The sequence below is a fragment of the Amycolatopsis stemonae genome, from assembly GCF_054781455.1.
Genome location: NZ_BAAGUJ010000007.1, coordinates 434,025 through 447,419, shown reverse-complemented (window position 1 = coordinate 447,419; position 13,395 = coordinate 434,025). Strand labels below are relative to the sequence as shown.

1 pseudogene is annotated in these 13,395 nt (G+C 75.3%); it reads left to right on the top strand.

The features are described from left to right. Positions 1-58: 58 nt before the first annotated feature. Positions 59-13,369: pseudogene (locus ACYVLJ_RS27160) on the top strand (type I polyketide synthase); the annotation flags it as partial. Positions 13,370-13,395 lie beyond the last annotated feature (26 nt).

Genomic DNA, 13,395 nt, shown 5'->3' with positions numbered 1-13,395 from the left:
GTGAACCTGGAGGTACCTGGTGGCAGTGTCTTCGGACAAGGACAAGGTCGTCGAAGCGCTCCGGGCGTCCTTGCGGGACAACAAGCGGCTACGGGAGCAGAACGACCGGCTCGCGGCGGCCTCCAGGGAACCGATCGCCATCGTCGCGATGGGCTGCCGCTTCCCCGGTGGCGTGCGGAACCCGGACGAGCTGTGGACCCTGCTGGCCGACGGCGTCGACGCCATCTCCGGCTTTCCCGCCGACCGGAACTGGGCCGCCGACGAGCTGGCCGGCAGCAACACCGCCGAGGGCGGGTTCCTGCGGCAGGCCGGCGACTTCGATCCCGGCTTCTTCGGCATCTCGCCCCGCGAAGCGCTCGCGATGGACCCGCAGCAGCGGATGCTGCTCGAGGTATCCTGGGAGACGTTCGAACGCGCCGGGCTCGACCCGCGGGGGCTGCGGGCCAGCGACACCGGCGTGTTCATCGGCTGCAGCAACCAGGCCTACGGTTCCAGCGACCTCGCCGGCCTGCCCGACGAGCTCCGCGGGCACCTGCTCACCGGCAACGCCGTGTCCGTCGCGTCCGGGCGGATCGCCTACACCTTCGGCCTCGAAGGCCCGACCGTCACCGTCGACACGGCCTGTTCGTCGTCGCTCGTCGCGCTGCACCTGGCCGTGCAGGCGCTGCGCGCGGGGGAGTGCTCGATGGCGCTCGCCGGCGGCGTCACCATCATGGCCACGCCCGCCGTGTTCCTCGAATTCACCAGTCAGGGCGGGGTTTCCGCGTCCGGGCGCTGCCAGTCGTTCGCCGACTCCGCCGACGGCACCGGCTGGGGCGAGGGCGCCGGCGTGCTGCTCGTCGAGCGGCTGTCCGACGCCCGCGAGAACGGCCACCCGGTGCTCGCCGTCCTGCGCGGCTCGGCGGTCAACTCCGACGGCGCGTCCAACGGTCTCACCGCGCCCAACGGCCTTTCGCAGCAACGGGTCATCCGCGCCGCACTGGCCAACGCCGGCCTCGAACCGTCCGAAGTGGACGCCGTCGAGGCGCACGGCACCGGCACCACGCTCGGCGACCCCATCGAAGCGCAGGCGCTGCTCGCGACGTACGGGCGCAACCGCGAGCGGCCGCTCCGGCTGGGCTCGATCAAGTCGAACATCGGGCACACCCAGGCCGCCGCCGGCGTGGCCGGGGTGATGAAGATGGTCCTGGCCCTGCGCGCCGGCGTGCTTCCCCGCACGCTGCACGTGACCGAGCCGTCGTCGCAGGTCGACTGGACGCGCGGCTCGGTCGAGCTGCTGACCGAGAACACGGCCTGGCCCGAGACCGGCGCACCCCGCCGCGCCGGGGTGTCGTCGTTCGGCGTCGGCGGCACGAACGCCCACGTCGTCCTCGAAGCCGCCGAGCCCGTGGCGGAGGAAACCGAGGCGCTCCACGGACCTTCGGTGTGGACGCTGTCCGCGCGGACGGCCGAGGCACTGCGTGAGCAGGCCGGCCGGCTGCGCGCGCACGTCGCGGGCGACGTCCGGCCGGGCGACGTCGGGCTCACGCTCGCCACCGCCCGCACCGACTGGGAACACCGCGCCGCGGTGGTCGGCGACCAGCTCCCGGACCTGGTCCGCGGGCTCGACGCGCTCGCCGGCGCGACGCCGTCCGCCGAGGTGGTCCGGGGCGTCGCCGCGGCGCCGGGCAAGACGGCGTTCGTCTTCCCCGGCCAAGGCGCGCAGTGGGCCGGCATGGCGACGGACCTCCTGGCGTCCTCGCCGGTGTTCGCGGCCCGGTTCGCCGAGTGCGAGGCAGCGCTCGAATCCTTTGTGGACTGGAGGCTGACCGACGTCCTGGCGGACGCGGAAGCCTTGGCGCGGGTCGACGTCGTGCAGCCGGCGTCCTGGGCGGTGATGGTCTCGCTCGCCGCGCTCTGGCAGTCGGCGGGTGTCCGGCCCGCCGCGGTCGTCGGGCACTCCCAGGGCGAGATCGCGGCCGCGGTCGTGGCGGGGGCGTTGTCCCTTGAGGACGGTGCGCGCGTCGTCGCGCTGCGGAGCCGTCTCATCGCGAAGGACCTGGCGGGCCAGGGCGGCATGGCCTCGGTCGCGCTGCCCCTCGCCGAAGCCACCGCCCGGCTGGACGACCGGATCAGCGTCGCGGCCGTCAACGGCCCGGCCTCGGTCGTGCTCTCCGGCGAACCCGGAGCCCTCGACGAGCTGATCGAAACCTGCGTGGCCGAAGGCATCCGCGCCCGCCGCATCCCGGTGGACTACGCCTCGCACTCCGCGCACGTCGAAGCCATCGAGGCCGAACTGCTGGCCGCGCTCGCGCCGATCACCGCGCGCGAGGCCGAGATCCCCGTCTACTCCTCGGTGACCGGCGACTGGGCCGGCGCCATGGACGCGGCCTACTGGTACCGGAACCTGCGCCGGACGGTGCTGTTCGACACCGCCGTGCGCGGCCTCGCCGACGCCGGGTACACCACGTTCGTCGAGGTGAGCGCCCACCCCGTGCTGGCCGCCGCCGTCCAGGAGACCCTGGAGGACACCGAGCCCGTGGTCGTCGGCTCGTTGCGGCGCGGCGAAGGCGGCCTGCCGCGCTTCCTGACGTCGCTGGCCGAGCTGTGGAGCCGCGGGGCCACCGTCGAATGGGCCGGGTTCTTCCCCGGCGCGCGGCTCGTCGACCTGCCGACCTACCCCTTCCAGCGCGAACGCTACTGGCTGACCGGTCCCGAAAAGTCCGGCTTCGCCGCCGATCCGGCCGACGACGCCTTCTGGTCCGCTGTGGACAGTGAAGACGCCGGCGCGCTCGCCGCATCCCTGGACCTGGACGCGACCGTGCTCGCCGGCGTCCTGCCCGCGCTCGCCCGGTGGCACCGGCGCCGCCGCGAGCAGTCCGTTGTGGACGGCTGGCGGTACCGGATCGCGTGGCGGCCCGCCACCCCGCCCGAGACGGACTTCGGCGGCCGCTGGCTGGTCGTCGCCCCCGCCGGGCACGTTCCGGCCGGGCTGGTCGACGGCCTCGCCGCCCACGGTGGCGAACCCGTGCTGCTGACCGTCGAGCCGGGTGCGGGCCGCGCGTGGCTCGCCGAGGTGCTGGCGGAGTCCGCCGAGGGTGTCGACGGTGTCCTCGCCGTCGCCGGCCTGCAGCTGAGCGTCGAACTGGTCCAGGCGCTCGGCGACGCCGGGGTGCCCGCGCCGCTGTGGCTGCTGACCCGCGGCGCGGTGTCCACCGGCCGGTCCGACCGGCTGACCGGCCCGGAACAGGCCCAGGTCTGGGGCCTGGGCCGCGTCGTGGGCCTGGAACACCCGGACCGCTGGGGCGGCCTGGTCGACCTGCCCGAAGACCTCGACGAGCGCGCCCTCACCCGCCTGTGCCGGGTGCTCGCCGGCGCGACGGACGAGGACCAGGTCGCGATCCGCGCGTCCGGTGTCCTGGTCCGCCGGCTGGTCCCGGCCCCGCTCGGCGCTCGTCCCGAGGCGGAGTGGCGGACCGGCGGGACCGCGCTGGTCACCGGCGGCACCGGCGCGCTCGGTGCGCACGTGGCCCGCTGGCTGGCCGGAGCCGGTGCCGGGCACCTGGTCCTGACCAGCCGGCGCGGGCCGGACGCGGAAGGTGCCGCGGAGCTGCGCGAAGAGCTGACGGCGCTCGGTGCCGAGGTGACCATCGCGGCCTGCGACGTCGCCGACCGCGACGCCTTGGCCGCGCTGCTGGCCGACGTCGGGCCGGTCCGCACGGTGGTGCACGCGGCCGGGGTGGGCCGGTCGGCGCCGCTCGCCGGGACCGACCTCGCCGAGGTCGCCGCGACCATGTGCGCGAAGGTCGCGGGGGCCGTGAACCTGGACGCGCTGCTCCCCGGCGACCTCGACGCGTTCGTGCTGTTCTCCTCCAACGCCGGTGTCTGGGGTGGCGGCGGCCAGGGCGCCTACGCCGCGGCCAACGCCTACCTGGACGCCCTCGCCCAGCACCGCCGCGACCGCGGCCTGACCGCGACGTCGGTGGCGTGGGGTGCCTGGGCCGGCGCGGGCATGACCGGCGACGACTCCGGGGAGCAACTGCGCCGCCGCGGTGTCCGGGCGATGGACCCCGCGCTCGCGCTCACCGTGCTCCGGCAGGCCTTGAGCGCGGACGAGACCTTCCTCGCCGTCGCGGACATGGACTGGGCGCGGTTCGCGCCCGCGTTCACCGCCGCCCGGCCGCGGCCCCTGCTCGACGAGCTGCCCGAGGTCCGCCAGGCCCTGGAAGAGACGCCTTCGGACGCCGAGTCTCCGTTCGTGCAAAGGCTTTCCGAGCTGGGCGAGGCCGCGCGGGCCGAAGCCCTGCTGGACCTGGTGCGCGCCGAGACGGCCGCCGTGCTCGGCTATCCCGGGCCGGGCTCGGTCGAGCCGGACCGGGCCTTCCGCGACCTGGGCGTCGACTCCCTGATCGCGCTGGAAGTGCGCAACCGGCTCGTCGCGGCGACCGGGCTCAAACTGCCCGCCGTCGTGCTGTTCGACCACCCGGACCCGCGGCGGCTCGCCGTGCTCCTCGGGCACCAGCTGCTCGACGCCGGCCCCGTGGCGGCCGATCGGCTGGTGTCCCGAGTGGACACCGGCGAGCCGATCGCCATCGTGTCGATGGCCTGCCGCCTGCCCGGCGACGTCCGGTCGCCGGAAGACCTGTGGGAACTCGTGTCGACGGGCGCCGAAGGCCTGTCCGCGTTCCCGGTGAACCGGGGCTGGGACCTCGACGGGGTGGGTGGCTTCGTCCACGACGCCGACGAGTTCGACGCGGGGTTCTTCGGGATCTCGCCGCGGGAAGCGGTGGCGATGGACCCGCAGCAACGGCTGCTGCTGGAGAGCGCGTGGGAGGTCTTCGAGCGCGCCGGCATCGACCCGCGTTCGCTGCGCGGCAGCGCGGCCGGGGTGTTCGTCGGCTGTGGCACGCAGGGGTACGCGACCGGCCACACCGAAGCGGCCGAAGAGGTCGAGGGGCACCTGCTGACCGGCAACGCCGGCGCCGTCGTGTCCGGCCGGGTGTCCTATGTGCTCGGTCTGGAAGGGCCCGCGGTCACCGTGGACACGGCCTGTTCGTCGTCCCTGGTCGCGTTGCACCTCGCCGCGCAGTCGGTCCGCTCCGGCGAGTCGTCGATGGCGCTGGCCGGCGGCGTGACCGTGATGGCGACGCCGGGCGCGTTCCAGGAGTTCGCCAAGCAGGGCGGGCTCGCATCGGACGGGCGCTGCAAGGCGTTCGCCGACGCCGCGGACGGCACCGGCTGGGGCGAGGGCGTCGCGCTGGTGCTGGTCGAGCGCCTGTCCGACGCCCAGCGGCTCGGGCACCCGGTGCTCGCGCTGCTGCGGGGATCGGCGATGAACCAGGACGGCGCGTCCAACGGCCTGAGTGCCCCGAACGGCCCGTCGCAGCAGCGCGTGATCCGCGCGGCGCTGGCGGACGCCGGGCTGACACCGTCCGATGTGGACGCCGTCGAAGCACACGGCACGGGCACCTCGCTCGGCGACCCGATCGAAGCCCAGGCCCTGCTGGAAACGTACGGCCGCGACCGTGCCGAGCCGCTGTGGCTGGGCTCGGTCAAGTCCAACGTGGGCCACACTCAGGCCGCGTCGGGGGCGGTGGGCGTGGTCAAGATGGTGCTGGCGATGCGCGGCGAGGTGTTGCCGAAGACGCTGCACGTCGACCGGCCGTCGGAGCGGGTCGACTGGACGGCGGGGGACGTCCGGCTGCTGACGGAGGCCCGGCCGTGGCCGCACGGCGACCGGCCGCGCCGCGCGGGGGTGTCGTCGTTCGGGGTCAGCGGCACGAACGCCCACGTCATCCTCGAAGAGCCACCGGCGGTTGCGGAAGTCCGCAATGCCCCCGAAACCGGGCTCGTGCCCCGGGTGCTGTCGGGCCGGACCGAGCAGGCCGTGCGCGACGCCGCACGCGGGCTGACCGGCATCGACGGTGAACCGCTGGACATCGCTTTCGCGCTCGCCGCGCGTTCGGCGTTCGAGTACCGGACCGTGCTGCTGGGTGACGACGTTCTCGGCCCCCGGCCGGCGGAGCCGGGCAAGACGGCGTTCCTGTTCTCCGGTCAGGGATCCCAGCGCGTCGGCATGGGTGCCGAGCTGTACGAACGGTTCCCGGTCTTCGCGGACGCGTTCGACGCGGTGTGCGCGCACCTGGACCTGGACCGCCCGCTGCGGGAGGTCGTGTTCGGCGACGCCGAGGCGCTCGACCGGACGGGGTACACGCAGCCCGCGCTGTTCGCGGTCGAGGTGGCCCTGTTCCGGCTGCTGGAGTCCTGGGGCGTCGAACCGGACCACGTCGCCGGGCACTCGATCGGCGAGCTGGCCGCCGCGCACGTCGCGGGCGTGCTGTCGCTCGAGGACGCCGGCCGGCTGGTGACGGCCCGCGCGGGCTTGATGCAGGCCCTGCCGGCGGGCGGCGCGATGCTGGCCGTGCAGGCCACCGAAGACGAGGTCGTCCCGCTCCTGGGTGCCGACGTGAGCCTGGCCGCGGTCAACGGGCCCGAGGCCGTGGTGGTGTCCGGCGCCGTCGACGCGGTCGAGCGGCACTTCGCCGGACTGGGCCGGAAGGTCCGGCGCCTGACGGTGTCGCACGCGTTCCACTCGGCGTCGATGGATCCGATGCTGGCCGAGTTCGCCCGCGTCGCCGGTTCGGTGTCCTTCACCGCGCCGACGATCCCGCTCGTGTCCACTGTGTCCGGTGCGGTGGCCGGGGCGGAGATCCTGACGCCGGAGTACTGGGTGCGTCAGGTCCGCGAGCCGGTCCGGTTCGCCGACGCGGCCACGACGTTGACCGGGCTCGGTGTCACCCGGGCGCTCGAACTCGGCCCGGACGGCGTGCTCTCGGCGCTGACCGGTTTCCCCGCGGTTCCGGTGCTGCGCAAGGAACGTCCGGAGTACGAGAGCCTGATCACCGCGCTGGCCGACGCGCACACGCGGGGTCACACCGTCGACTGGACCGCGGTCCTGCGCGCGGCCCACCCCCGGCACACCGCCCGGCCGGTCGCGCTGCCCACCTACCCGTTCCAGCGGACGCGGTACTGGCTGGAGACGCGGCCGGCGCCGGACGAGCGGTTCTGGACGGCCGTCGAGAACGGCGACCTCCCGGCGCTGAGGGCCTGGCGCGAGCGCCGGTCGTCGCCGGTGGACCAGTACGAGATCACCTGGCAGCCGGTCCCGGCACCCGCCGCCGTGCGCACCGGGCCGTGGCTCGCGGTGGTCCCGGCCGGCACCGGCTTCCCGGCGTTCGACGTGCTCGAAGTCGGCCCCGGCGACGATCGCGCGTCGCTCGCCGATCGCCTGCGCGGGCGTGAACTCGCCGGCGTCCTGTCCACTTTGGACGTCGAGGGTCAGTTAGCCCTGGTCCAGGCCCTCGGGGACGCCGGGATCGACGCACCGCTGTGGTGCGTCACCCGCGGCGCGGTCGCCGCGGCCGAGGGTGACGTGCCGGACCCGGCGCAGGCCATGGTCTGGGGCCTCGGGCGCACGGTCGCGCTGGAGCACCCGCACCGCTGGGGCGGTCTCGTCGACCTGCCCGCCGAACCGGACGAGACGGCGCTCGCGAGCCTCGGCGCGATCCTCGGCGGCGCGACCGGCGAGGACCAGCTGGCCGTGCGCGCGTCCGGCGTGCTGGCCCGGCGGCTGACCCGGTGCGCACCGGCCGTGGGCGAACCGTGGCAGCCGAGCGGCACCGTCCTGGTCACCGGCGGCACCGGCGCGCTGGGCCGGCACGTCGCCCGCTGGCTGGCCGGCGCCGGGGCCGAGCGCCTCGTCCTGCTCAGCCGCAGCGGCCCCGCCGCGCCGGGCGCCGACGAGCTCCGGGCCCTCGGGGTGCCGGTCGACGTCCTGGCCTGCGACGTCACCGACCGCGCCGCGCTCGCCGCGACCCTGGAGAGCGTCGGCGAGCTGACCGCCGTCGTGCACACCGCCGGGGTCCTGGCCGACGGTGTCCTCGAAGCCCTCACCCCGGAGAAGCTGGCGGAGGTCGTCGAGGCCAAGGCCGGCTCGGCGCGGCACCTCCACGAACTCACGGCCGGGCAACCGCTGGCGGCGTTCGTGCTGTTCTCCTCCTGCGCGGCCACTTTCGGCGCTGCCGGGCAGGGCAACTACGCGGCGGCCAACGCCTACCTCGACGCGCTCGCCGAACAACGCCGGGCACGGGGCCTGGTCGCGACGTCGGTCGCCTGGGGTCCGTGGGCCGAGGGCGGGATGGCCGCGGCGGCCGCCGCCGAGGAGCACGTCGGCCGCACCGGGCTCGTCCCGCTGCGCCCCGGCCGGGCGGTCGCCGCACTGCGGTCGGCCGTCGAGCGCGGCAGTGCCGCCGTCACGGTCGCCGACGTCGACTGGGCCCGGTTCGCCGCCGCGCTCACCGCGAGCCGCCCGAGCCCGTTCGTCGCCGACCTGCCGGAGGTGCGCCGGCTCGAGCCGGCCGCCACGGATTCGCTGCCGGCCCGGCTCGCCGGACTGTCCCCGACGGACGCCGACCGAGTGCTGCTCAAGGTCGTGCGCGAACAGGTCGCGTTCGCGCTCGGCCACCGGTCGGCCGACGACGTCGCGGCCGGGCGCACATTCAAGGAGCTCGGCTTCGACTCGCTGACCGCGGTCGAGCTGCGCAACCGCCTCGACACCGCGACCGGCCTGCGGCTCCCGGCCACCCTCGCGTTCGACTACCCGACCGCGACGGCGCTGGCGGCCCACCTGCGTGCCGAGTTGCTCGGCGACGCCGGGGCCGAACCGGCACCCGCCGCGCAGGAGAGCGACGAGCCGATCGCCATCGTCGGCATGAGCTGCCGGTTCCCCGGCGGGGTGCGGAACCCGGACGACCTGTGGGCGCTGCTCGCCGAGGGCCGTGACGCGGTCTCGGAGTTCCCCGCCGACCGCGGCTGGGACACCGAGGCGCTCTACGACCCGGACCCCGACCACGCCGGGACGACCTACGTCCGCGAAGGCGGGTTCCTGGCCGGTGCCGACAAGTTCGACGCCGAGTTCTTCGGGATCTCGCCGCGCGAGGCCCTGGCCATGGACCCGCAGCAGCGGCTGCTGCTCGAGGCGTCCTGGGAGGCCCTCGAGCGCGCGGGCATCGACCCGCGGTCGGTCCGCGGCACGCCGGTCGGCGTGTTCGCCGGCACCAACGGCCAGGACTACACCGCGGCGCTGCACTTCGGCGAGGAGAGCGTCGACGGCTACCTCGCCACCGGCAGTGCGGGCAGTGTCCTTTCCGGACGGATCTCCTACGAGCTCGGGCTGGAGGGCCCGGCCATGACGGTCGACACCGCGTGCTCGTCGTCGCTGGTCGCCCTGCACCTGGCCGCCCAGTCCCTGAGGGCCGGCGAGTGCTCGCTCGCGCTGGCCGGCGGCGTGACGGTCATGTCGACGCCGGGCCTGTTCGTCGAATTCAGCCGCCAGCGCGGCCTGGCCCCGGACGGCCGGTGCAAGGCCTTCTCCGACGACGCCGACGGCACCGGCTGGGGTGAGGGCGTGGGCGTCGTGCTCGTGGAGCGGCTCTCGGACGCGCGCCGCAACGGTCACCCGGTGCTGGCGGTCGTGCGGGGCAGCGCGGTGAACCAGGACGGCGCGTCCAACGGCCTGACCGCGCCGAACGGCCCGTCGCAGCAGCGGGTGATCCGGGCGGCGCTGGCCAACGCCGGGCTGGCACCGTCCGAGGTGGACGCCGTCGAGGCGCACGGCACCGGGACGACGCTCGGCGACCCGATCGAGGCGCAGGCCCTGCTGGCCACCTACGGCCGCGACCGCGAAGAACCGCTGTGGCTCGGCTCGATCAAGTCGAACCTCGGGCACACGCAGGCCGCGGCCGGGGTCGCCGGGGTGATCAAGATGGTGCTGGCGATCCGCACCGGCGTCCTGCCCGCCACCCTGCACGTCGGCGAGCCGTCGAAGCACGTCGACTGGAGCAGTGGCGCGGTGTCCCTGCTGACCGAGGCCCGCCCGTGGCCCGAGCGCGACGGTCCGCGCCGCGCCGGGATCTCGTCGTTCGGCGTCAGTGGCACGAACGCCCACATCATCGTCGAGCAGGTGCCCGAGCCGCCCGTCGAGTCCACTGTGGACGACACGATGGCGCCGTGGGTGCTCTCCGCCCGGTCGGAAGCGGCGCTCCGGGACAAGGTGGCCGCGCTCGCCGGCGCACCCGGCAGCGTCGCCGAGATCGCCTGGTCGCTGGTGACCACCCGGTCCACCTTCGAACACCGCGCGGTCGTCCTCGACGACCACCGCGAACCGGCCGGAGCGTCCCTGGTCACCGGCACCGCCGGGGCCGCGGGCGAGACGGTGTTCGTCTTCCCCGGTCAGGGCGCGCAGTGGGCGGGCATGGCCGTCGAACTCCTCGACGAGCCGGTCTTCGCGCAGCGGATCGCGGAATGCGCCGCGGCCCTCGAACCACACGTCGACTGGTCGCTGACCGACGTCCTGGCCGACGCGTCGGCCCTCGAACGCGTCGACGTCGTGCAGCCCGCGTCCTGGGCGGTCATGGTGTCGCTCGCGGCGCTCTGGCGGGCGCACGGAGTCGAGCCCGACGCCGTCGCCGGACACTCGCAGGGTGAGATCGCGGCCGCGGTCGTCGCGGGTGGACTGTCGCTTGAGGACGGTGCGAAGGTCGTCGCGCTGCGCAGCAAGGCGATCGCCGCCGGGCTCGCCGGGCGGGGCGGCATGGCCTCCATCGCCCTCGACGCCGGCCGCGTCGCGGACCTGCTGCCGGACGGGGTCGCGATCGCGGCCTACAACAGCCCGGCGTCGACGGTGGTCTGCGGCGACCCGGCCGCGCTCGACGAACTGATCGCCCGGTGCACCGGGCAGGACATCCGGGCCCGGCGCATCCCGGTCGACTACGCTTCGCATTCCGTCTACGTGGAGGGGATCCGCGACGAGCTGCTCGAGGCCCTGACCGGCTTGCGGCCCCGCACGGGCGAGGTCCCGTTCCACTCCGCGGTGACGGCCGAACCGGTCGACACCGCGACCCTCGACGCCGGGTACTGGTACCGCAACCTGCGCGAACCGGTCCGCTTCCTCGACACGACCCGGGCGCTCGTCGAGAGCGGGCACCGGTTCTTCGTCGAGGTCAGCGCGCACCCGGTGCTGCTCAGCGCGATCCAGGAGACCTTGGGCGACACGCCCGGCGTCGTCGTCGGGACGCTGCGACGCGGCGAAGGCGGCCCGCGCCGGTTCCTGACCTCGCTCGCCGAGCTGTGGACGCAGGGGCACGACGTCGACTGGGCGGCGGTCGTCCCGGAGCGGCGCACGATCGCCCTGCCGACCTACCCGTTCCAGCACCGGCGCCACTGGCCGAAGGCACCGGCCGCCGTGGCGACCACCGGCGACCCGGTCGACGACACCTTCTGGGCGGCGGTCGAGCGCGAAGACCTGGCGTCGATCGCCGACACCCTCGCCGTCGCGCCGGAACCCCTCGCGGACGTCCTGCCCGCGCTCGCCGGCTGGCGGCGCACCCGGCTCGAACGCTCCACAGTGGACGGCTGGCGGTACCGCATCACCTGGAAACCCCTGGACGCCGGGGCAAAGCCGCTGACCGGTACCTGGCTGGTCGTGACGCCGGAGGGTGGCGACCACCCGTGGCTCGACGCCGCCCGGCAGGCCGTCGGGACCGCGGTCCCGCTCGCCGTCGGCGACACCGACCGCGCCACGCTCGGCAAGCGGCTGGTCGACCTGGCCGCCCGGCCCGTCGACGGCGTGCTGTCCCTGCTCGCCCTGGACTCGACCGGCGACCCGGTGCTGCCCCGCGGCGTCGCGAACACCCTGCTGCTGACCCAGGCCCTCGGCGACGCCGGGATCACCGCCCCGCTCTGGCTCGCCACGGCGGGCGCGGTGACCACCGGCCGCGGCGACGCACTGGCCGACGCCGCGCAGGCCCAGATCTGGGGCCTCGGCCGGGTCATCGGCCTCGAGCACGCCGACCGCTGGGGCGGGCTCGTCGACCTGCCCGAGACGACGGACGAGCGCGACCGGCAACGGCTCGCCGGTGTCCTGGCCGCGGCGGGCGACGAGGACCAGGTCGCCGTCCGGGCGTCGGGCGTGCTCACCCGCCGCCTGGTGCCCGCGCCGCTCGGCGACGGCGCCCCGGCTCGCGACTGGCGGCCGTCCGGGACCGTGCTGATCACCGGCGGCACCGGGGCCCTCGGCGCCCACGTCGCCCGCTGGCTCGCCGGCCGCGGGGCGCAGCGCCTGGTGCTCACCAGCCGTCGAGGCGAAGCGGCGCCCGGCGCGGCCGAACTCCGCGCGGAGCTGGCCGCCCTCGGCGCCGAGGTGACGATCGCCGCCTGCGACGTCGCCGACCGTGCGGCACTGGCACGGTTGCTCGACGAACTGGCCGAAACGCCCGTCCGGGCCGTCTTCCACGCGGCCGGGATCGTCCGGGGCACGGCGGTGGACGACACCGAGCTGAGCGAGTTCGCCGAGGTCGTGTCCGCGAAGGTCGCGGGCGCCACGCACCTCGACGAGCTCCTCGGCGACCTCGACGCGTTCGTCCTGTTCTCCTCCAACGCCGGCGTCTGGGGCAGTGGCGGGCAAGGCGCGTACGCGGCGGGCAACGCGTTCCTCGACGCGCTCGCCCAGCGCCGTCGCGACCGCGGGCTCACCGCGACGTCGGTGGCCTGGGGTGCCTGGCGGGGCGCGGGCATGGCCGGCGACAACGACGCCGAGGAGCACCTGCGCCGCCGGGGCGTCGGCGCGATGCCCCCGGAGCGGGCGTTGCTCGCGCTGGGCCAGGCGATCGACCGCGACGAGACCGCGCTGACGGTCGCCGACGTCGACTGGGAGCGGTTCGTGCGGGGCTTCACCGCCGCGCGGCCGCGCCCGCTGCTCGACGACCTGCCCGCGGTCCGCCGGGCCCTGGCGGCCCAGGCGGCCGAGCCCGAGCCGGCCGCCGAGTCGTTCGCCGGCCGGCTGACCGGCCTGCCGCCCGTCGAGCAGGAGCGGGTGGTCCTCGACCACGTCCGCGACGCGATCGCCCGCGTGCTGGGGCACGCGGGCGCGGACGAGGTCGACGCGAACCGGCCGTTCAAGGAGATCGGCTTCGACTCCCTGACGGCGGTGGAGCTGCGCAACCGCCTGCGCGCGGCGACCGGGCTCAAGCTGCCCGCCACCCTCGTCTTCGACCACCCGACGCCGTCGGCACTGGCCGCGTTCCTGCTGTCCGCGCTGGTCGGCGAGGAGGTCTCGGTGCTGGGCGAGCTCGACCGGATCGAGGCGCTGGTTTCAGGGGTTTCCCCAGAGGATGACGCCTTCGGCCTGATCACCGGCCGACTTCGGACCATGCTGGACAAGCTGGGAGAAGCGCGGGCGTCCGACGGCCGGCCGCGGGCCGCCCGGCAGCTGGAAGGCGCGACGGACGACGAAATTTTCGACTTCATCCACCGGGAGCTCGGCAGGTCGTGACGGCCCGGCGCCGGTGGAGGACCGCA